19 protein-coding genes are annotated in these 20,796 nt (G+C 45.1%); 13 read left to right on the forward strand and 6 right to left on the reverse strand.

What is annotated here, in order from left to right; all coding sequences use genetic code 11:
* Positions 1-14: 14 nt before the first annotated feature.
* From DV872_RS26890 to DV872_RS00535, 5 genes are read left to right on the forward strand one after another with little or no spacing between them, the layout of a single operon-like run.
* Positions 15-383, forward strand: a complete 369-nt coding sequence (locus DV872_RS26890; RefSeq protein WP_114627869.1) for a NusG domain II-containing protein — start codon at positions 15-17, stop codon at positions 381-383.
* Positions 370-915 (forward strand): Gx transporter family protein, encoded by a 546-nt coding sequence (locus tag DV872_RS00520; protein ID WP_233516402.1) that lies wholly within the window; start codon positions 370-372, stop codon positions 913-915. Before DV872_RS26890 ends, DV872_RS00520 begins: the two co-directional genes overlap by 14 nt.
* Positions 912-1,553 (forward strand): hypothetical protein, encoded by a 642-nt coding sequence (locus DV872_RS00525; RefSeq protein ID WP_114627871.1) that lies wholly within the window; start codon positions 912-914, stop codon positions 1,551-1,553. The genes DV872_RS00520 and DV872_RS00525 overlap by 4 nt, the downstream gene beginning before the upstream one ends.
* Positions 1,550-2,173 (forward strand): RluA family pseudouridine synthase, encoded by a 624-nt coding sequence (locus DV872_RS00530; protein ID WP_114627872.1) that lies wholly within the window; start codon positions 1,550-1,552, stop codon positions 2,171-2,173. Before DV872_RS00525 ends, DV872_RS00530 begins: the two co-directional genes overlap by 4 nt.
* Before the next feature lie 52 nt (positions 2,174-2,225).
* Positions 2,226-2,915, forward strand: a complete 690-nt coding sequence (locus tag DV872_RS00535; protein WP_114627873.1) for a lysophospholipid acyltransferase family protein — start codon at positions 2,226-2,228, stop codon at positions 2,913-2,915.
* A 27-nt stretch (positions 2,916-2,942) separates the two neighbouring features.
* On the opposite strand, the gene DV872_RS00540 is transcribed toward DV872_RS00535, so the two are convergent.
* Genes DV872_RS00540 through DV872_RS00550 form a run of 3 tightly spaced genes read right to left on the reverse strand, consistent with a single transcriptional unit; the run spans position 2,943 to position 5,760 of the window.
* A complete protein-coding gene (locus tag DV872_RS00540; RefSeq protein ID WP_114627874.1) occupies positions 2,943-3,614 on the reverse strand; it encodes a LysM peptidoglycan-binding domain-containing protein in 672 nt (223 codons plus the stop codon).
* A 50-nt stretch (positions 3,615-3,664) separates the two neighbouring features.
* Positions 3,665-4,975 (reverse strand): tRNA (N6-isopentenyl adenosine(37)-C2)-methylthiotransferase MiaB, encoded by a 1,311-nt coding sequence (gene miaB / locus DV872_RS00545; protein WP_114628008.1) that lies wholly within the window; start codon positions 4,973-4,975, stop codon positions 3,665-3,667.
* A gap of 8 nt (positions 4,976-4,983) precedes the next feature.
* Entirely contained in the window at positions 4,984-5,760 is a 777-nt protein-coding gene (locus DV872_RS00550; RefSeq protein WP_158546767.1) for a carboxylesterase, read from the reverse strand.
* 183 nt (positions 5,761-5,943) lie between these two features.
* Here DV872_RS00550 and DV872_RS00555 point away from each other — a divergent pair, with 183 nt between their 5' ends.
* From DV872_RS00555 to DV872_RS00565, 3 genes are all read left to right on the forward strand, one after another.
* Positions 5,944-7,641, forward strand: a complete 1,698-nt coding sequence (locus DV872_RS00555) for a methyl-accepting chemotaxis protein (RefSeq protein WP_114627876.1) — start codon at positions 5,944-5,946, stop codon at positions 7,639-7,641.
* A 120-nt stretch (positions 7,642-7,761) separates the two neighbouring features.
* Positions 7,762-9,237 (forward strand): hypothetical protein, encoded by a 1,476-nt coding sequence (locus DV872_RS00560; protein ID WP_114627877.1) that lies wholly within the window; start codon positions 7,762-7,764, stop codon positions 9,235-9,237.
* A 135-nt stretch (positions 9,238-9,372) separates the two neighbouring features.
* Positions 9,373-11,415: a methyl-accepting chemotaxis protein gene (locus DV872_RS00565; protein WP_114627878.1), complete on the forward strand. Its 2,043-nt coding sequence runs from the start codon at positions 9,373-9,375 to the stop codon at positions 11,413-11,415.
* Between the two features lie 95 nt (positions 11,416-11,510).
* On the opposite strand, the gene DV872_RS00570 is transcribed toward DV872_RS00565, so the two are convergent.
* The gene (locus DV872_RS00570; protein ID WP_114627879.1) at positions 11,511-12,425 is read right to left on the reverse strand and encodes a hypothetical protein; all 915 of its coding nucleotides are present in this window, start codon (positions 12,423-12,425) and stop codon (positions 11,511-11,513) included.
* 574 nt (positions 12,426-12,999) lie between these two features.
* On the opposite strand from DV872_RS00570, the gene DV872_RS00575 reads away from it, so the two are divergent.
* The 5 genes from DV872_RS00575 (at position 13,000) to DV872_RS00595 (ending at position 18,622) form a co-directional block, all read left to right on the forward strand.
* Positions 13,000-14,619, forward strand: a complete 1,620-nt coding sequence (locus DV872_RS00575; protein ID WP_114627880.1) for an ABC transporter substrate-binding protein — start codon at positions 13,000-13,002, stop codon at positions 14,617-14,619.
* Between the two features lie 104 nt (positions 14,620-14,723).
* Positions 14,724-15,737, forward strand: coding sequence for an ABC transporter permease (locus DV872_RS00580; protein ID WP_114627881.1), 1,014 nt, complete (start codon positions 14,724-14,726; stop codon positions 15,735-15,737).
* A gap of 2 nt (positions 15,738-15,739) precedes the next feature.
* Complete coding sequence (locus DV872_RS00585; RefSeq protein ID WP_114627882.1) at positions 15,740-16,645, forward strand: ABC transporter permease; 906 nt, start codon at positions 15,740-15,742, stop codon at positions 16,643-16,645.
* A gap of 1 nt (position 16,646) precedes the next feature.
* The gene (locus DV872_RS00590; protein ID WP_114627883.1) at positions 16,647-17,657 is read left to right on the forward strand and encodes an ABC transporter ATP-binding protein; all 1,011 of its coding nucleotides are present in this window, start codon (positions 16,647-16,649) and stop codon (positions 17,655-17,657) included.
* The gene (locus tag DV872_RS00595) at positions 17,657-18,622 is read left to right on the forward strand and encodes an ABC transporter ATP-binding protein (protein WP_114627884.1); all 966 of its coding nucleotides are present in this window, start codon (positions 17,657-17,659) and stop codon (positions 18,620-18,622) included. The genes DV872_RS00590 and DV872_RS00595 overlap by 1 nt, the downstream gene beginning before the upstream one ends.
* A gap of 66 nt (positions 18,623-18,688) precedes the next feature.
* Here DV872_RS00595 and DV872_RS00600 read toward each other — a convergent pair whose 3' ends face one another.
* Positions 18,689-19,690, reverse strand: a complete 1,002-nt coding sequence (locus tag DV872_RS00600) for an OmpA family protein (protein WP_114627885.1) — start codon at positions 19,688-19,690, stop codon at positions 18,689-18,691.
* A 91-nt stretch (positions 19,691-19,781) separates the two neighbouring features.
* The gene (locus DV872_RS00605) at positions 19,782-20,648 is read right to left on the reverse strand and encodes an AraC family transcriptional regulator (protein ID WP_114627886.1); all 867 of its coding nucleotides are present in this window, start codon (positions 20,646-20,648) and stop codon (positions 19,782-19,784) included.
* Between the last annotated feature and the right edge of the window lie 148 nt (positions 20,649-20,796).

A 20,796-nucleotide genomic window follows, 5' to 3' on the forward strand; every position in this document is an offset into this window, starting at 1 on the left:
GGATCTTATCATAGATGAAGCTTCGTTTCTTCGACATAGTCGCCCTGATTTTTTCTCTTACAGTTTTTCTACTGTTTACAGCTTACGGGCGCAGTCTCAATAAAGATGAAGGTTATGTCATCATCGAAAGTTCGGGTGATCAGCTGATCTACCCTCTGTCTCAGGAGAGAAGTATTACACTGGAGGGACCCATAGGAGAATCAGTTATTCTTATCGAACAGGGAACCGCCCGTTTCTTCTCATCTGAATGTGATGATGATTTATGTGTTCAAATGGGTGAAATACACGGTTCCGGAGAATGGGCGGCATGTCTTCCCAACAGGATTTTTCTCTATACCGGTGGGTTTGAGGAAGACCAGGGGGTGGACAGTGGCGTTTACTGAAAAAAAACTGAACAGAATAGCACTGCTGGGTGCTTTCAGCATGTTTCTATCTACAATTGAATATCTCTTTCCCCGTCCCATACCTTTTATGAGACTGGGACTTGCTAATCTGCCGGTGATTCTGGCATTGGAAATCCTGCCGGCCCCGTCCTATTTTCTGCTGGTTTTGATGAAGGTTCTGGGACAGGCCCTTGTAAACGGCACCCTGGCTTCCTATGTTTTCCTTTTTTCCCTTACAGGCTCCTTTGCCAGTGCTCTGGTTATGTGGCTCTGTTATAAAGGGCTGAGGCCGAGAATTACCTTTATTGGAATATCAATAATGGGCGCTCTTACCAGTAATATGGCCCAGATCGTCCTCTCCATTACATTTATCTTTGGAGCCTCCGCCTGGAGAATCCTCCCACTTTTTCTGGGGATAGGTCTGGTTTCGGGAGTCTTTATAGGGATCTTCGCACAGCGTTTCTCAGACAAGTCCCGCTGGTGGAAGGCAATGAAAGAGGAATCAGTCCTCCAAGAGGAGGCAGAACTGTGAGTGCCCGTAAAAGAGGGAAGAAGCGGACAGACACTCTTGCCCTTTTTCTCTCTCCCTCATTCAGGTTCTGGACAGGTCTTGCTCTGATCCCTGCCTATTTTATGATTGAATCCCTTCTGGTTAAGGCATTGCTTGTACTTCTCTTTTCGTTCACAGCAAGGCTTGCGGGAAAGAAAATCAGAATCCTGTATTTTGTTTTTCTCATATCATCAATTACATTCTTTCATCTTCTGACTCCCATGGGAAAAATCCTGGCGGAGATCGGCCCCTTCCGTATTACCACGGGGGCCCTTGAGACGGGTATCCATAAGGGACTGACCCTCTGTGGTCTTGTTTTCCTTTCTCTTTTCTCCGTTACACCCGCCTTGAAACTACCCGGCAGAGTCGGCGGGCTTCTTGCCAGGATGTTTTATTATTTTGAGGAGATACTGGACGGGAAGAAGAAAATATCCCCATCCAATTTCATTGGAAGCCTGGATGATGTTCTCATGGATCTTTTTCCCCCTGAGCGTCTGGGTGAGACTGCTGTGACAGCTGAAGCTGAAATCAACCGCTCCCTGCCTCTCTCCTTTCTTTATCTTTTTGTAATGGTCGGCGCCGTATGGGGGAGCCTCCTCCTTCAGATTCTTGTCTTATGAATACTGTCCTGAAGCTGAGTGACAACTGGCTGATCACTGAAAAGCCCGCAGGGCTTTTATCGGTTCCGGGAAAAGGCCCGGATAAGGCAGATTGTCACTATTCACGGCTCCTGAGTGAGTATCCGGAACTCCTTGTAGTTCACCGCCTGGATCAGGCTACCTCAGGTTTAATGATATGGGCTCGAAACAAGGAGAGCCAGCGGGGATTGAGCAGGCAGTTTGAAGAGCGGAAAATCCATAAAGAGTATGAGGCTCTGATCAGTGCTCCCCCCGGAAAATCCCCTGAGAACGTCGAAGGGGAGATCCGTCTGTACCAGCGACTGGACATCGAAAACAGGCCCATGCAGATTGTGGATGATGAGAGAGGTAAGCTTTCGATTACCCGCTGGAAACTGCTGGGACGGGAAGATTCCGGATTCTGGCGCATCCGACTTTATCCTGAAACCGGACGGACCCATCAACTGAGGCTTCATATGGCAAGCTGCGGAACAGCCATTCTCGGTGACCGGCTCTATGGAGGAGCGGCAGCGGAGAGGCTGGCTCTTCATGCATGTGTTCTGAACTTTTCTGATCCTGTCACAGGAGAGGTTGTCTGTATAAAGTCGGCAGTGCCGTTCTGAATTCTCTATGTTATACTTTCATAATCAGAATTTTCACAGTAAAGGTTAAGACATGAAAGAATGGAAAAAGCTGATAACAGACGGCCCTGTCATGACAGTTCTGAGTTTTCTGGTGCTGTCTTTTGCAACACTTGTTTTTTTTCTCTGGGATACGATTGTTCTGAGCATGAGAGTGAGAGGACGAAAGAACCTGCGGCCCCTCCGGCGGACAGGCTTTGTGGTTATCTCCAATCACAGTCTCTTTCTTGAACCTGCCTTTATCAGCCATGCTATCGTTCCCAGACATCCTTATTTCTCCATCATGGAACAGACCTTTGTGAATCCTGTTGCCGAGTGGGGACTGCGTCTTCTCAGAGGTTTTCCCATCCCCCGCAGGAAGGGGATTGAGAGGATTGAGCCGGAGATTGCCCGGGTGCTGAAGCACGGAGGATCGGTGCATTTCTTCCCCGAAGGTTATCTGACCCATTTCAATCAGGAGCCTCATCCATTTAAAAAGGGCGCCTTTCTGACGGCCATTGAAAACCAGGTTCCCATCCTGCCGGTGGCAACTGTGATTCATCACAGGAAATTCAGAGGGAAGGTTATCTGGAATTATCTTTTCCGCCTTACACTTGTCATCTCCGAGCCCATGACTCCGCCTCCCTGTCCCGAGAGCAGAGAGGACTCACTTAAAGCTGCGGGAGAGATGGCTCATAAGGCTCATAAGATTATAAGTGATTCAATTAATGAGTGGGGAAGCTGAGTTCCCTGGACTATTCCACTGAAAGGATCAGTCCAGGAATCCCTGTTCGTCGATATATTTCTGAGCCATGGCTCTATCTTCAGGATCTATACGGTCTCTGTACTTATCCAGGAAATCGTGATCATAGCGTGCGGCGCACCACAGAAGACTCCATACTGAGTTGTTCTTCCTGTCTCCCAGTTTTTTGTAGATTCTGTATACTTCCAGATAGGCTTCAAGAATCTCGGAGGTCTCTTTTGTAGAAAAATCCTCACCGCGACCCAGTCTGTTATAGATGGTAATAATTTCATCGGGGTAGATCAGGTCGGGATCATCACTGTGCATTCTGTTGCGGATATAAAGATCGGGCCAGAGGAAGATATCCTCCCAGTAGAAGCCTGTAATCAGGGAGAAGGATTCTCCCTTCTTTACAGTATGTTCATCGGTTATATGACGTTCGATTTTCTCTTCGGGAGCCGGAGTTTCTATTATTACTACAACAGCTTCTTCTTCGGGCTCTGGAAGCACCGTTTCCTCGGCTTCAGCCGTATCGAAGGCAGGCTCCATCTCGAGAACTCTCTGTAGATCTTTTATCTTCTCTATATCCTCTCCAGCACTCCGTCTATCCTTCAGATATCCGCTTCCAAACCAGAATCCTAATATAAGCAGTGCAAGTACAAAGAGAGTTATGAGAATGTTTCTAAGACGCTTTCGTTCCATCTAATAACTATTATCGGTGATAGAGGGTATAAAGTACACCAGAAATTCTCTCATAAGGAGAGCTTTCCCTGAAGAGAGATCCCTGTACTTCCACTGATCTTTATATCGATGAATGTTCCAATTTTAATTTCTTTGTCTGAAGCGAACTGAATGTTGATTTTTCCCTCAGTCAAACCGGCCCAGCGGGAGCCGTCTCTGGACTTACCGCTTACCAGTACGGGCAGGGTTTTCCCAACCAGTTCTTCATTGTAGCGGCTGGCGTATTTGATAAAAACATCAGAGAGAATATGAAGTCTTCTTTTCTTCTCTTCCATGCTGATTTTATCATCCCAGCGGGAACTGACCGCCCCGGGACGGGATGAGTAGCAGGCAATATAGGCCATGTTGTAGCCTATCTCCTCCATAGCCCTTCTTGTATTTTCAAAGTTATCGCCATCTTCGTCTGTGAAGCCGACAATTATATCAGTAAAAATGGTTGCTTCAGGCAGCAGTCTCCGTATGTTCTCAATAATAAGCTTGTAATCAGCCAGAGTATGGTTTCGGTTCATCTTTCTCAGAATCTCATTATCTCCGGACTGCAGGGGCAGATGCACCTGTTTCGCCAGACATTTATATTTAGCCATGGCTTCGATGACATCCACGGTCATATCTCTGGGGTGGGGTGATGTGAAATAGAGCCAGAACCTGTGTTCACAGGCTTCACCTATCTTTCCAATCTCCTCCAGTAGGGCGGCAAAGCTGAGTTCTTCCCCTTTTTTATCAAGACCGTAGGAGTTCACGTTCTGCCCCAGGAGGGTTATTGACTTATACCCCTTTCCCAGGAGCACTTTCAGTTCATCAAGAATTTCAGAGGAGGGTCTTGAGACCTCTCTTCCTCTGGTATAAGGAACGGCGCAGTATGTGCAGAACTTGTCACAGCCGTTCTGGATGGGAATAAAGGCTTCATAATTTGAATCATAAGAGGGATTGATATCCCAGAATTCATCCTGTTTATGATGAGTTTTAAGACCCGTGGGGGTGACAACACCATATTGGCTGATCATCTCAGGGAGCCCTGCAATATCATTGGTTTCAAAAACCAGGTCAAAGTTCTTCAGAAACTTTTTTTTATCATCTTCAAGAAGACAACCTGTTACAAATGTTATGAGGTTTCTGTCTTTTTTCCACTTATTCCACAGATGGATGCGGCTGTATACCTTATCGATGGCCTTCTGTCTGACTGAGCAGGCCACAATACCCAGAATGTCAGCTTCTTCTTCATTCTCTGTTTTCTGAAAACCCATATTTGAAAAAACGGTTATCAGCCGTTCAGAATCGGATAAGTTCATCTGACAGCCAAGTGTCAGTACAAAATATTTCATAAGGATATTTACTCCTGTTTTAACCATTCAATAAGCCTGTCGGCTACTTCTTCTTTCTCACAGCCGTTCACAAGAACATGGGAACTTTTCTCAAGTATGAGATGTTCTATGTTCTTACTGCTGATACCATTACTGATAATTTCAACAGCATCGGGAGCTACCGTTTTATCCCCTTCGGATACAATAGTCAAGGTGCGGGATTCGACCCTTGAGAGGTTTTCAAGGGCTCTTTTTCTGAGCTTCATCATATCCGCTAATTTCCATGTATCTGTTTTTGCCCAGTACTCTCTACCCAGAGCTTTTCTTAAAGGATCATTCTCCTTTTCTTCATCCCATTCTCCATTTGCATAGGGCTTGATGTACTTTAGAAAGTGGATGTGGTGAATCAGCTTATGGCGGATACTGATAGCCGGAGCCATTAAGCATATGGAATCAGGGGTGAATTCCTGAGCCAGGATCAGGGTCAGAAGACCGCCCATGGACAGCCCGGCGATATGGACTTTATCATGTGTTGTCTTAAGAAGAAGATACTCATCAGTGACTTTTCGGAGCCAGTCGCTGCCATTTGATGCATGAAAGTCCGCCGCATTGGTGCCGTGTCCGGGCAGGCGGGGGAGTGATACCGTATAGCCCTCTTCACTGATCCGGTCAAAGAGATAGTAAAATTCCTGAGTCAGACCTCTGAATCCATGAATTAGAAGAACTGCTTCTGAACCACCCTCCTTAAATCTGGGAATCCCCAGGGGAGATATTTCAGTATTCCATGGTATTTTTGGCAGTTTCAAGGTGCTGTCCTCCGGGAGGTAGAGTAATAAGGGCAGCACTTGCTGCAATGTCAAAAGTAATCAAAGGCCGGCAGATTGTCAATTCTACCGGTTTATTGATCTTCTAACTTTTTTTATTACTAATTAACAATATAAATGTTTATTATTTTAACTCATTGTAAAATAGAAATTTAAGGAGCCGTCATGAACTTTAAAACCCGCCAGGTTACAGGTCTTTCCCTGATAGTCATGATAATGGTGATCTCTTCCCTGCTGGGAATTCTGAATCTCAGGAGCCTTTATAACAAAGCTCATAGTTTGAGTTCCCGGGATTCACCCCTTATGGATGCCGCCATGAAGACCAAACAGATTATTGCATCCATTGAAGCCTTCAGTGACAGTGCCCGTACCCCCTATGATCAGAGAGTTAACTCTTCGGGAAATGATTCTGAGGTGGATCAGCTTTTTGATGATACCTATTCGGATATTCAGGATCAGATTTTTCTGATTCTATCCCAGAGGGCCGGAGACTACAGCCGCAGTGAACTTGTCCTTATGGGAGATGTCCGATTCTACCTTGCGGACAGTCGCCTTTTTCTTGAAGAGGCTCTTTCGGGAGATGATACAGCCAGTGCGGAAAATGTACTGGGGGGATTTGAGGCGGCATCTATATTTTGGTCCCGCTTGAAAAGGACAGCACAGATCTCCCGGATACAGGATGATATTGATACCCTTGTACAGCTTGCTGCCCGGAGACTGGAGACTGTAGACAGACAGACCAATTCGTTTTCCGGAGGGGATAAGCGTTTTGATCTTGAATTCGACCATTCTATCGCCCTTGCGGATGAAGTGGAAGGACTTATTCAGGAGACCATGTCCCATGACATAATTGAGATGGAGAATATTGCACAGAGGAGTACATCTCTATTTATCATCGCTGTAATTCTCTCTCTCATTGGGGCTGCAGCAATTTCAATATGGGTAATTTCCGCTACCTTGAGACAGCTGGGAGCCGATCCTCAGATAATTGAAGAGCTCAGTACCAGGGTCGCCGAAGGTGATCTCCGAATTAAATTCCCTGAATCGAGAATGCTGGGTGTATATGCCTCCATGAAGAATATGACCGAGGTTCTGATCAGGATCTCTTCGGAGATAAGAGTCGTCTCGGAACAGGTCAGTCAGGGAAGCGCCTCAATGTCTGTTTCGGCTCAGCAGCTCTCATCGGGCAGCAATGAACAGGCATCCCATGTTGAGGAAGTCATCTCCTCAGTTGAAGAGCTCAGCTCTAATATTGAACAGAATTCTGATAATGCCCAGCAGGCCAATGCCATGTCCAGGAAGGTCGTCGAGGAGACGATTGAAGGAAATGCTGCGGTTCAGGATACTCTGACAGCCATGAAGGAGATTTCTGAAAAAATCAGAATCATTGAAGATATTGCCAGAAATACCAATATGCTTGCTCTCAATGCCGCTATAGAGGCTGCCCGGGCGGGTGAAGCGGGAAAAGGTTTTGCCGTTGTTGCCACTGAGGTCCGTAAACTGGCTGAATCCAGTGGTACCGCAGCCAGGGAAATTACTGAAATTTCTAAAAGAAGTATGGCCAAGGCTGAAACTGCCAGCACTATTATTGAGCAGAATGTTCCGGCAATGCAGAAGACCGCAGAGCTTGTGGAGGAGATTGCCGCTGCCAGTGATGAACAGCGCAAAGGTGCCTCCCGGATCTCCCAGGCAATGAATCAGCTGGATTCACTTATCCAGCTGAATACTGCAACAGCCGAAGAACTTGCCTCCATGTCGGAGGAGCTGAACAGTCAGTCTGCCAGTCTGATCCGGAGTCTCAGTTTTTTTAAAGTGGAGGGACAGAGAGAGGCCCGTCTGAGTCTGTCTGATAATCTGAAGTAGAGATTCAGGATATATTGATGACCATTCCCAAACTTTCTGATGAAAGCTATAATGAATGGGAGACAAGGTTAACTTACGTTTTGAACCCGATGCATTTCAGGTATATAGGAGCTGATTCTTTTGGCACTTGATGCTGACTTTCTATTAAAATCTCATGGCAACCACCAGCTTGAGTTGGTGGTCAATTATCCTCTTGATCCAGAGGATAAAAAAGGGCATCTGGAACTGGATGTCTATTTTTTTATTCCCCGGCAGCTTGGGGTCAATCGTAAGAGCTGGTCTGTTGATAAGTTTTACAGATATCTGAGCATTTATACCCGTTACAAAACTCCTGCCGTACCTCTGAAGCAGCTGGTCAAAAAAAACTGTCACAACAGTCCTCTTTTCAGAATAAGAAAGATCTTCAAGAAGAACGGGAACTATCATCATGTTGATTATGAGATGCTTATTACAGAACTCCGGTCTCTGCTCAATATTATTGAGCATCATAACAGCTGTCTGAAAATACAGATGGCCACAGAGAAAATGGAGCTGCTTCAATCTATTCCCGATGACATGAAACAGGTTCAGGTTTCCCTTGATGAACTGGGCGGAGAGTTTCTGCATCCCGATTCGGTTACAGGGCTTAAGGAAAGCTATGATCTTTGCCGGGAAGGAATCAGCCTGCAGATAGAAAAGGCTGCAGGCCGTGTATATGAAGCTCTTTCGACTCGGAAAGAGCAGAAAAACGACAGTTCACCGGGAAAAGCTCTGAAGACCGGAATGAAATCCTGCATTCAGCATATAAGGGAACAGCAGGACTACCGCTGCTTTCATAGTTTCTGCTCACAGGATGGCGAGGTTCTGGGCAGGAATACCGAGGAAACACTCTACCGGGAACATGAAATCAAAAAATGGGGGCATCAGTCCCTATATCTGACATCCGAGTCCAGTTCTCTTATTTCCAGAATGGTGCAGCTCCTCTTTGGTTTGGCCGCAGCGATAGCCATGTCCATTGCCGTTATGGCATCCCTTCTGTCTCTACGGTTCTTTGAATCCGGCAGTCTGGCCTGGGCACTGATTGCTGTCTCTGCCTATATTCTGAAAGATAGAATTAAAGATGGCCTCCGTGCCTTCTTTCTCCGTTTTATTCCTGATATCTATGCTGACAGGCTTAAGCGTCTTATCAATCCCTCCACAGGGAAAAGAGGCGGCCTCTTTAAAGAACGTCTCAGATTTCCGGATCTGTCAGAACTGCCCCCTGAGGTTTCCCGAACTAGAGTCCCCGCATCTCAGGCCGAAAATATCCTCCATTACAGGAAAAAGACCGAAATTCGCAGTTTGGTACTTCGTGAGAAACAGGAGGATATCGCCGCACTCAGCGATATTCTCAGGCTGGATATCAGCAGCTGGTTTATCCGTATGGATAAGGCGGTTGAAACCGTATATTCTCTCGAAGAAGATACTCTGCGACAGGCAGAGGTCAGTAGAACCTATCGAATCCCGGCTCTTGTTTCTCTGAATCTTAAAGGCGAGGCTCTTCCTCTCATTCGCTCCTTTCTTATTATTCTTGATTCCCGGGGTATCCGGCGAATTGAAGAATCAAATCTCTCCTGAGAACTTACTCTTCATATATATAATCGTTTTTTTGTTGTATTTCGAAGCTCAAAGAGCAAGAATTGTAGTAGTAGATAATATATATGCAGTTGCCGGACTCTTGATTGAACCCGCTGCTATACACAGGAGGAGCAGATGTCAATTCAGTCTAAAATGAAGAAATCTTTCGGTATCAGGATGAGAATGGTTGTCTCATTTTCTATTCTGGCTATTACACTGCTGACAGTCTATTCCGTAGTCATATACACACAGCAGAGTAAGAGTCTTATGAAGGAAACACTGCTTCAACTTACACTGAAGGCTCAGAATACGGCATCCTATGGAAACGGCTGGTTCATGGAACGTAAGAGGGTCGTAGAAGCGGCAGCTCTGATGTTCAATTCAGAAGAGACTCTGGGGGATGTCACTTCCAAATCAGTGAATCTCAACCCCTACATGGTTCTGGATGCAGAAAAAAGTGCTGTGGATTTCATGTATATCGGGACCGAGCAGAAAGAATTTTATGTCGGACTGGACTGGGTTCCTCCCTCTGATTTCGATCCGACATCCCGGCCCTGGTATATTGAAGCCAAATCAAATAAAGATACTATTATTACTGATGCCTATACTGATGCCAATACGGGTCAGGTTAATATTTCCATTGCGACACCCCTTATCACTTCGGAAAACAAGTTCCTCGGATGTGTAGGAACGGATATCTATCTTGATGAGATTCTTGGGTTTATCGATGCGATTCATGAAGATAGAATTTCTGTTGCACTGATAAACCAGGATGGAGTTATCATGGCTCATCCCGATAAGGATCTTTTGGGATACAACCTTCTGAAAGATCCTGAGATGACAGAAGTAATGATGAATGTGTATAGAGAGAAGACCGGTTATCAGTACTATACATTCCAGGGTGTGGAAAAGCTTATGACCTTCAGTGATCTCCCTGTTATGGAATGGCAGGTCCTTTACTTTATTGAGATCGGACTTCTTAATGAACCTCTAAACCGTCTGAAGCTGCTGTTTGTACTCTTCACTTTTTTCTCTGTGGTGGCCTTTATCGTAGTTTCTTTTCTTATCGCTTCAAGTTTTTCAAAGAGAATAGGAGCTGTTTCAATCAATCTGGAGAGCATTTCACAGGGATACCTGGAGATGAAGCTCCCCTCCAAAGCCTATGAATCAAAGGATGAGATCGGAGATCTGGCGATCTCTCTTCGTAAGACTATAGAGAGGCTTAAGTCCACGATCAGCCAGATCAATACGAGTTCTCACCATGTAGGTGAGGGCAGTCATGAAGTGAACGGCAATGCCGGGACCATCAGTGAGGGAGCACATAAACAGGCAAGTGTTGCCGAGGAAGTGGCAAGCTCTATCGAAGAGATGAATGCAAATATTCAGCAGAATGCGGAAAATGCCAAACAGACCGGCTCTATTGCCCAGGAGGTTTCTGAAGATGCCAAGCTGAGCGGTGATGCGGTTAGCAAAGCTGTTGTGGCAATGAACGAGATTACCGGCAAGATTGCCATTATTCAGGATATTGCCAGTCAGACGAATATGCTTGCTCTGAATGCAGCCATCGAAGCCGCAAGAGCGGGTGAGCATGGAAAAGGTTTTGCCGTGGTTGCTTCGGAAGTCAGGAAACTGGCCGAACGGAGCCAGGAAGCTGCCGGTGAAATTAACGAGCTCTCTCTGACAACGGTAAAAGCGGCATCAACAGCATCTGAAAGTCTGGAGAAACTGGTTCCGGGAATTCAGAAAACTTCCGATCTTATTCAGGAAATCTCTGCAGCGACCACAGAGCAGAGCAGTGGTGTTGATCAGATCAACAGTGCCATTCTGCAGCTTAATGATGTTATTCAGCAGAATGTTTACAGTGCGGAGCAGATGTCGGGAACTTCCGATACTCTGGCAGGTTATGCCACTGAACTCAGAGAGATGATCTCTTTCTTCAAATATGACGGAAGCGATAGATCTGCGGCTGTCAATACTGAAACTGTCAATACTGAAACTGTTAATACTGAAACTGTTAAGGAATCTGAACCCAAAGAAACCGTCAGAGCTCTTCCCGCTGCAAGTGCTGCTGCGTCTCCTGCTCCTCAGCCTTCAGCAGTTTCTGAACCGGCAGAAATGGAGGCGGGCTATGACAGTGGTGATGATGATCTTCTGGATTCTGACTTTGAGAGTTTCTGATTCAGATATTAAATGATCAGTATAAGCCCTGTCCGGGGAGTGAATACCGGCAGGGCTTTTTACTAAATGAAATTGCTTTATTTATAAGAGTAGAACTAAATTCCCTGTAAACTGTCTTTAAAACCATCCAGTTTGCTCTGCTGAAAATCGTTGATATCTGAGAGATTTTCCAGTTTAGTAATAAGCCACTTGAGCAGATCTGCTGCTTCTTCTTTATCTGACATCTGACTGAGTTTTTTACTGCTGTATGCAGGAGCCTTGTTGAAATCTACAGCACCTTCAAAATATTCGGCCTGTTCGAAAATATCCCCGGCTTTTGCATAGTTTTTGGATTTGGCTTTCAGTTTTTTATTTCTTTTACTGCTGTCCCAGTCCCTGCTTATCAGGTGATTGGCCATTTCGCCATAGACTTCAAGGTTGGGAATACCGTTCCCGTTCCATAGGCTGGCACCCTTTCTATCCTGACTTACAGCTTTATCAATACTTCCACCAAGTACTCCGGGTACATCTGCATTGATAATTGCCAGTACAGACCAGGCATCACTATTATCAGGATCAATTTTCAGACAGGCATAGAGGTCGGACTTCATATCTCCGAGGCTTCCCAGAGAATCGGCGATTCCCTTTGTACTTCCCCAGCTGCCCAGGTTTGCTGCTCTCCAGTAGTAGGCCCAGGCACTGTCGGCATTAAGGCTTATTGCTTCAGCTGCAAGTTCCATTCCTTCTTTATACATGGAAAGGGTTTCATCTTTAGATGCACCCTCACTTTTTGCCTTCTCTGTCAGCTCGTGACTGAATTGAGACTGTCTCCATAGCAGTTCTGACTTCTCTTTGTCATTGAGGCTTCCGTTCATCAGAGATTCTACCAGTTTCATCCCTTCCTCATCCTGATTGGATGCGAAGAGAAGGTCCGCCTTATCGAGGTCTGACTGATTCAGTGCTGTGGCAGGTAGGATCAGACAGAGAGTAAATAAAGTCATAAGGCTGATAATCTTTTGCAATGTATTCATCATTTTTCCTTTTGCATGAGTGCGAGCGACTGCTCTCTTTATCGTATGATAGCATAATTCTGAAAATCCTCAATAAATAATTAAACATAATTTCAGGCTCAAGGTTTGAAACTCAATTCTTAAGCAATTTTCTGAGTAGTAAGAAGAATAATGGAAGTTTGAGGGTCATAAGACATTGTTCTCTGAGATGGAGCATTGAAATAGGAATAGGGAGATCCGAAAAGTATTAAATTATTCATTTTTGACTGTTATCATGAAGAGTAGGGTAGTGAAAATCGTTATTAGTAAAAAAACTCTGCTGTTTTATGCAATGTTAATAAATAAAATGAACATTTTGCATTTTTCGTAACAACAAAAATGTAGTAAGAATACCTTAAAAGCTACCGCTTTGTTATTTTTTCTTGTTAAAACCGTAAGAAATAGTGTAATATAACAGCTAAGCAATTTTTCTTATAAGGCATAACTATCAGTAACATAAAGGATTCTATGGAAACGTTTCTATTTGTAGAATCGTGGCTGGTACGGATTTTGCATGTCTTTAGGAAAATAAGTAAACGCTATACAAGGGGATTGTATGAAAAAATTATTCAAAATCAGCATGGTTCTACTGCTGGTTCTGTCTGCTGCAACAGTTTTTGCCGCAGGTGGACAGGAAACTCCTGCTGCTTCCGAGGAGAAAGCTCCCATGGAAGACAGCAGAATGGGTGGAGTACTCGTATTTGGACGCTCCGGAGACTCTGTAGGTCTTGATCCCGGTCGGGAAACTGACGGAGAGTCCTTCTATGGATCTACACAGGTATATGACACACTGGTTGAGTTTGTTCCCGGACAGACTTCTATACAGCCTGCACTGGCTGAAAGCTGGTCTTTTGCAGATGATGGTCTAAGTGCCACTTTCAACCTGCGAAAAGGTGTGAAATTCCATGACGGTACCGATTTTAATGCGGATGCTGTAGTTTTCTCATTTGAAAGACAGTTCAAAGAAGATCATCCTTTCTATAAGAATGGACCCTGGAAATACTGGGGTTACATGGGAATGAGTGATATCGTTGATTCAGTTGTAGCCATTGATGAATACACTGTTAAATTCAACTTGAAAGTTGTAGAGGCTCCCTTTATTGCCAACCTGGCAATGGATTTCGCATCTATCGTTTCTCCCGCAGCTGCTGAAAAATATGGTGAAGATCTGGCTACCAACCCCGTTGGTACCGGAGCCTTTAAATTTGTATCCTGGATCAAAGATGACAACATGGTATTCGAAAGAAACCCCGACTACTGGGGCGGAGATGTATACCTGGATCGTCTGATCATCAAGGTTATTCCCGATGCAACAGCACGTTGGCTGTCTCTTAAGAAAGGTGAAGTTGATGTAATTGACTTTCCTTCTCCTGAGGATCTGGAAGAAATGCAGAACACAGCGGGAATAAAAGTTATTCAGCAGGCAGGACTTAATGTAGGTTACCTGGCTCTCAACAACGAAAAAGCTCCTTATGATAATGTAAAAGTAAGACAGGCTATGAATTATGCCATCGACAGAGACGAAATTGTAAAAGGTGTTTACGGCGCAGCCGGTGCACCTGCCAAGAACCCTCTGCCTCCCACAATGTGGTCATATAATGACGATATCGACGCTTATCCCTATGATCCTGAAATGGCTAAAAAGCTTCTTGCTGAAGCTGGATATGCCGATGGTTTCAAGACTGAAATCTGGGCCATGCCCGTAGCAAGACCTTATAACCCCAACGGTAGAAAGGTTGCAGAAATTATGCAGGCTCAGCTCGCTAAAGTCGGAATCGAAGTAGAAATTGTTTCCTACGAGTGGGGTACATATCTGGATAAATGTGACTACGGTGAGCATCAGGCTGCCATGCTGGGTTGGACCGGTGATAACGGTGACCCTGATAACTTCCTCTGGGTTCTGCTGTCTAAACAGGCTGCTGAAAAACCCGCTGGAAACATTGCTTTCTGGAAAAATGATGAGTTTACCGACCTGATTGCAGAAGCAAAACAGGAAATGGATGTGGCTAAGAGGACTGAACTTTATAGAGCCGCTCAGGTTGTTTTCCATGACGACGCTCCCTGGGTTCCCCTGGCACACTCTGTTGTATCAGAACCCATGAAAGAATCCGTTCAGGATTTCTACCTCTACCCTACCGGAAAACGAGTTTTCGCCAAGGTATGGCTTAAAAAGTAATTAAATCTTTAGAGATTGTCCTCCCGGGAGTTCCTTCCGGGAGGCTTTTTCATGTACGGAGTCTCCCCTTAAAAAATCACAGGGAGCTCCGGATTGTAGGAAATATGATTCGATATATTTTAAAACGTCTTGTTATGCTTTTTCCCACTCTTTTCGGAGTGGTTACGCTGGTCTTTTTTATGATAGCCCTGTCACCGGGTGATCCGGCCAGAGTCATGCTGGGAGAGCGGGCCAGTAAAGAAAAACTTGAAAAACTGAGGGCCGATCTTGGCCTTGATAAACCGCTTATTGAACAGTACGGTCTCTATCTTAAACGTATTGTCAGACTGGATTTCGGAAAATCCATTAAATCAGGACAGAAGGTCTGGGACGAGGTTAAAGCCCGTTATCCAGCTACCATTGAACTTGCTCTGTGTGCCATGATCTTTGCCTCTGTACTGGGGGTCTGGATAGGGGTCATATCGGCAACCAAAAAGAATACCTGGATAGACTATACGACCATGGTCGGTGCTCTGCTGGGGGTTTCCATGCCCGTATTCTGGCTGGCACTTGTTATGATCATGGTATTTTCGGTCAATCTGAATATGTTCCCCACCGGTGGACGTATGAATCTCAGATTGTACTTTACTCCTGAAACCAACTTTTATCTGATAGATACATTTAAATATCTGCTCCAGGGAAAGCCCGAATACATTCTTTCGGCCCTGCATCACCTTGTTCTTCCTTCTATTGCTCTGGGAACTATTCCCCTGGCGATTATTGCCCGTACTACACGGAGCAGTATGCTTGAGGTTCTTAAGCAGGATTATGTAAAAACCGTCCGTTCCTCAGGTATTAAAGAGAGACGTGTTGTTTTCCGCTATGCATTGCGAAACGCACTTCTTCCTGTCATTACAGTTATAGGTCTTCAATTCGGAATGCTCCTTGCCGGAGCCCTTCTGACAGAGACTATCTTTGCCTGGCCCGGAATCGGTAAATGGATCTATCACGCCATTGAAGCCCGCGACTATCCTGCGGTTCAGGGTGGAATCATCGTTATCTCTACTTCCTTTGTACTAATTAATCTGATAGTCGATGTCCTTTATTCCGTTATAAATCCAAAAATCAGGTTGCAGTAAAAATGAGTAATTCAGAAGTAATTAGTAATAAAAAAGTAAAAGATACGGGAGAACTCCTGAAGGATGAATCTCCTATTATTGAACATTGGCATCAGCTGAAGCATAGTAAAACCGCCATGGCCGGGTTGATTATCATCCTGTTTTTCATTGTATTGGCTGTTTTCGCTCCGCTTCTGGCTCCCATGGACCCTGTAGCCCAGGATATGGAGATGAGAAAAACAGCGCCCTTTGCTTCCGAGTATATTCTTGGTACAGATGACCTGGGGCGGGATATGCTTTCAAGGTTGATCTACGGGGCCAGAATTTCCATGATTATCGGTATTATTGCCGTGGGTATTGCTCTGTTTTTCGGTATTATTATCGGTATGGTTTCCGCTTATTACGGTGGCTGGGTAGATAAGATAATTATGAGGCTGGTAGATATAATGCTGGCCTTTCCCTATATTCTACTGACCATTGTTATCGTTGCGGTTTTAGGACCATCTCTGACCAATGCCATGGTCGCCATCGGTATATCACAGATTCCGCGGTACATACGTATTGTCAGGGCTTCGGTTCTGGCCGAAAAAGAGAATGACTATGTTCTTGCAGAAAGAGCTTTAGGGGCTTCGGATATGGAACTTATGTTCCGATCCATTCTTCCCAACTGTCTGGCACCTATCTCAGTTCAGGCTACCCTGGGCTTCGGTTCCGCCATTCTTGAATCTGCGGGTCTCTCCTTTCTCGGACTGGGAGCTCAGCCTCCTACCCCCGAATGGGGTCTTATGATTGCCAGCTCCAAGGAGTTTGTAACCTCCGCCTGGTGGATCGTAACCCTGCCCGGTATTGCCACACTTCTGGCTGTACTTGGATTCAACCTGCTGGGAGACGGCCTGCGGGATATTCTAGACCCGAGGATGAAAGACTGATATGGACGACAATAAACTACTTTCTATTGAAAACATAAATGTGCATTTTCATACCCGCCGTGGTGTGGTAAAGGCTGTCCGTGACCTCTCTCTTTATATCAATAAGGGTGAAACTCTTGCATTGGTAGGGGAGTCGGGCTGTGGTAAGTCTGTAACTGCTCATACAATCAACCAGCTTATTCCCATGCCTCCGGGTGTGATTGAAAGCGGTTCTGTTATATTCAGAGACAGAGATCTGCTGCAGCTTCCTGAGAAGGAGATTCAGAAACTGAGGGGTACTCAGATTTCAATGATCTTTCAGGAACCCATGACCAGTCTGAACCCTGTTTTTAAAATAGGAGACCAGCTGGCGGATGTATTTCTGGCCCATCAGAAAATGTCAAAGAAAAAAGCTCATGCAAAAGCGGTAGAGCTCCTGGATCTGGTGAAGATACCTTCTCCCGAAAAGAGGGCTATGGATTATCCCCATCAGCTTTCCGGAGGAATGAGACAGCGTGTTATGATTGCCATGGCCCTTGCCTCTCCCGAGCCTGGACTGATGATTGCCGATGAACCGACTACGGCTCTTGATGTAACCATACAGGCACAGATTCTGGATCTTCTTACAGATTTAAAAGATGAAGTGGATATGTCCATTCTTCTGATCACCCACGATATGGGTGTCGTTGCCGAAACTGCGGACCGGGTTGTTGTCATGTACGCAGGCCGTAAAGTGGAGGAGGGAACTGTGTTCCAGATTTTTGATAATCCCTCCCATCCCTATACCCTTGGACTGCTCAATTCTCTTCCTTCCAATGAAAAGTACGGTGATAACAACCGTCTTGAAGCGATTCCCGGCAATGTTCCTGATCTTCTGAGTCTGGGAGACGGTTGTCCCTTTGCCAACCGCTGCTCCTATGGCGATGCTTCCTGTGATAAGGAATTTCCCGGAATTACTACGGTGGAAGAGGGACATTCTATCTGGTGTTATAAGGCGGATGATGTAAAAAACCAAAAAGGATCTAAAAGCTGATGAAACCATTAATGGAGGTGAAAGACCTCAAGAAATATTATCAGATCAGTGCCCGGGATGGAGACAAGAAGCAGATCCTCAAGGCTGTGGACGGCGTCTCCTTTGAAATCCAGAAGGGAGAAATACTGGGTGTTGTAGGTGAGTCCGGCTGTGGGAAATCCACATTGGGCAAAACTGTTCTCAGACTCCATGAAAAGACTGAAGGTGAAGTTCTTTACGACGGCAAAGATCTTTTTTCAATGAAACATAAGGAGATGATTGAGCTTAGAAAGAACATTCAGATGGTCTTTCAGGATCCCTTCTCCTCTCTCAATCCCCGTAAAAAAGTTTCTTCTCTGATCAGCCAGCCACTGCGTATTCATGAGCTAGGAACTCCTGCCGAAATAAGCGCTATGGTTGAAGATATCATGAATGAAGTCGGGATTAATCCCATGTACAAGAACCGTTTTCCCCATCAGTTTTCCGGGGGACAGAGACAGCGGATCGGTATTGCCAGGGCCCTGGCTCTGAATCCTGAGTTTGTTGTCTGTGATGAGGCAGTATCGGCTCTGGATGTTTCTGTACAGGCTCAGATTCTCAATCTGCTTCAGGACTTAAGAGAAAAACACGATCTTACCTATATGTTTATTGCCCACGACCTGGCAGTGGTTGAGTATATCTCCACTAGAATTGTTGTCATGTATCTGGGAAAGATAATTGAAGTGGCCGACAAGGATGAGCTTGTGAAGAATCATACCCATCCATATACAAAGGCTCTCTTCAATGCCTTTCCCCTGACAGATCCCCATAAGAGATCGGAGAAGAAAAAGATTGTTATGGGAGATGTACCAAGCCCGGTGAATCCCCCGTCAGGGTGTCATTTTCACCCCCGCTGCCCCTATGTGAAGGCTATCTGCAAAGAGCAGTACCCTCCCCTTAAGGAAGTGGCTCCGGGTCATATGTCGGCCTGCTGGCTGAATAACTGAATTGGCTGAAACTTATATCTAAATATTGCCGCTCCCTCCGGGGAGCGGTTTTTTTATTCGATTATTCTATTCAAGAATGATGAACTCCACCCTTCTGTTCAGAGCTTTTCCCTCTTCTGTAGTATTATCCGCAATGGGTTTAGTTCCGCCGTAACCTTCTACTTCCAGCCGTTTTTCATTGATCCCCTGGGCAATAAGATAATCCTTGATTGCCTGTGCTCTGAGGATCGACAGTTTAAGCTGAGACGCTGCGTATCCAAGGTCTGCTGTATGTCCGATTATCATGACAGTATATTTTGTTTCCAATACCTGTGCTTTCAACCTCTCCAGTTCGGGGATTGAAGAATCAAGAATCTCCGCTGAATCGGGTTTGAAACGGATGGCTCTGGTAACCAGAAGAACAATATCCTTATGTATGTCGTTCAGTACAGTCTGAAATCCCTGTATCTCCTCATTGCTCATCACTTGCGGCACAGCTGGTGCTGCTCCCTTTTTTACAACAGTCTTTCTCTGGAATGACAGCAATAGTTTTTCATCAGCCTGCTCCGGATTATAGACCTCTGTAATACCTGAAAGGGCGTAGATGACAGATTCTCCCTCTTTTGAATCAAAGACAAGGTCTGTGCCGCGAATCCCTGCTACAGCTGTTTCAGTTTTTACATTGATCTCCTGATCGGTGAACAGTTTATGGAAGCGACCGTATAGTCGTCCTTCAGTGAGGGTCAGATTCACATTCTTAAGGGTAGACTGCTCAAGGATCATAAGAGAGCCATTATCCAGACGAAGCAGGTTTTCCGGGGAGAGACGGATATCCATTTCACCATCTATACCTGTTTTAAGAATAGTTCCCTGTTTCAATTTCTGACCGGCTTCCGGTTCAAGCCAGTCCTCTGACTGCTCATCAGTATAATACACTTCACCGCTCAGGTAGGTGATGACAGGAGTGTCCTGCACCAGAAGGGGATTGCGTATAACAAGGGCTTCCTTTTTATAGAGGAAAAACGCAGTTCCTCCGGCTGCTATAAGAATCACTAGTATCAATATTCCGGCTATCAGTCCTTTTTTCATGAGTGTCCATCCTTCTTATTGAATATATCATAATTTAAGTTATGGGAGTATTAAAACAAATTGAAGAAATAGTTGTCTTTGTAGACAAAATTCAGTGAAGTGAATTGAAATCTCTGAACTGATTTGGACTTATACCCTCCAGTTTACGGAATACAGTTGAGAAATAGCTGTTACTCTCAAATCCCACATCCTTTGCAATATCATTCAGTTTTTTATGTGGCTCCCTTATTATGATCTCTTTGGCCTTGTCTATTCGCCGTCTGTTGATATATTCGGTAGGTCTTTGTTTGGTTGCTATCTTGAAAAGCTCGCAGAAGTATTGAGGAGTCACTCCGGCGGTTTTTGCCAGATCATCGATTGTCAGTGCTCTTCCGAGTTCCCTGTCAATCTGTTCAAAAACTTTTTTGAGTCTGCTGCTGTGATGACTGTGGTTTTCCTTCTCATCATTCCACACATATTTGAACAGATCCATCATAAGCTGATAGGCCAGAACAGATCCGTTGAGTCCGGTCATCTCTGAGGGTGTTTTAAGGAGATTGAGGGCTTTATGTATCAGAGAGTTCAGTACCATGGGTTCTGAAATGGCAAAAACAGAGCTTTTCTTCAGGCCCGTATACTGGAGTATGCTCTCAATATGGTAACCGTTGATGGTTATCCAGTGAACCCGCCAGGGTTTATCATCGGCAGGGTAGTAGGCATGGGCCTCTCCCGGGTAGAGGAGAAAACCATATTCCGCCGGCACTTCGTATTTTACTCCCCTCAGTTCGAGTATTCCTGTTCCTGAGACTGTCTGTATCCACTGATAGACCGGGTAGCCGAAGGGTCTGTGAACCGGATATTGGTAGAAGTCATATCCAACACCCACAAGGTGAAATGGCAGTTCTTTTTCAAGATCAGTCAGGCCGGCCAGGTAAAATTCACCATCTCTCCTGCCTCTTGTATGTTGGTTTTCAATCATGGAATCCTCTTTATCTTAATATAATACAATGAATCTGAATATATTTGAAGAAAAAAATCAAAAACAATCATGAAAATAAAAAAAGCGTGCATAAAGATTCCTGTTTTCATTATTATACTTCATTTTTTGTATATTTATACAGTTTTTT

The sequence above is a fragment of the Oceanispirochaeta sp. M1 genome (assembly GCF_003346715.1).
In the GTDB taxonomy this organism is placed as follows: domain Bacteria; phylum Spirochaetota; class Spirochaetia; order DSM-2461; family DSM-2461; genus Oceanispirochaeta.

What these genes read in the sequence shown, in the direction of transcription:
- DV872_RS26890 (WP_114627869.1), top strand. Translation starts at nt 15, where the DNA reads ATGAAGCTTCGTTTCTTCGACATAGTCGCCCTGATTTTTTCTCTTACA.
- DV872_RS00530 (WP_114627872.1), top strand. Translation starts at nt 1,550, where the DNA reads ATGAATACTGTCCTGAAGCTGAGTGACAACTGGCTGATCACTGAAAAG.
- DV872_RS00535 (WP_114627873.1), top strand. Translation starts at nt 2,226, where the DNA reads ATGAAAGAATGGAAAAAGCTGATAACAGACGGCCCTGTCATGACAGTT.
- DV872_RS00540 (WP_114627874.1), bottom strand. Translation starts at nt 3,614, where the DNA reads ATGGAACGAAAGCGTCTTAGAAACATTCTCATAACTCTCTTTGTACTT.
- miaB (WP_114628008.1), bottom strand. Translation starts at nt 4,975, where the DNA reads ATGAAATATTTTGTACTGACACTTGGCTGTCAGATGAACTTATCCGAT.
- DV872_RS00555 (WP_114627876.1), top strand. Translation starts at nt 5,944, where the DNA reads ATGAACTTTAAAACCCGCCAGGTTACAGGTCTTTCCCTGATAGTCATG.
- DV872_RS00565 (WP_114627878.1), top strand. Translation starts at nt 9,373, where the DNA reads ATGTCAATTCAGTCTAAAATGAAGAAATCTTTCGGTATCAGGATGAGA.
- DV872_RS00570 (WP_114627879.1), bottom strand. Translation starts at nt 12,425, where the DNA reads ATGAATACATTGCAAAAGATTATCAGCCTTATGACTTTATTTACTCTC.
- DV872_RS00575 (WP_114627880.1), top strand. Translation starts at nt 13,000, where the DNA reads ATGAAAAAATTATTCAAAATCAGCATGGTTCTACTGCTGGTTCTGTCT.
- DV872_RS00580 (WP_114627881.1), top strand. Translation starts at nt 14,724, where the DNA reads ATGATTCGATATATTTTAAAACGTCTTGTTATGCTTTTTCCCACTCTT.
- DV872_RS00585 (WP_114627882.1), top strand. Translation starts at nt 15,740, where the DNA reads ATGAGTAATTCAGAAGTAATTAGTAATAAAAAAGTAAAAGATACGGGA.
- DV872_RS00590 (WP_114627883.1), top strand. Translation starts at nt 16,647, where the DNA reads ATGGACGACAATAAACTACTTTCTATTGAAAACATAAATGTGCATTTT.
- DV872_RS00595 (WP_114627884.1), top strand. Translation starts at nt 17,657, where the DNA reads ATGAAACCATTAATGGAGGTGAAAGACCTCAAGAAATATTATCAGATC.
- DV872_RS00600 (WP_114627885.1), bottom strand. Translation starts at nt 19,690, where the DNA reads ATGAAAAAAGGACTGATAGCCGGAATATTGATACTAGTGATTCTTATA.
- DV872_RS00605 (WP_114627886.1), bottom strand. Translation starts at nt 20,648, where the DNA reads ATGATTGAAAACCAACATACAAGAGGCAGGAGAGATGGTGAATTTTAC.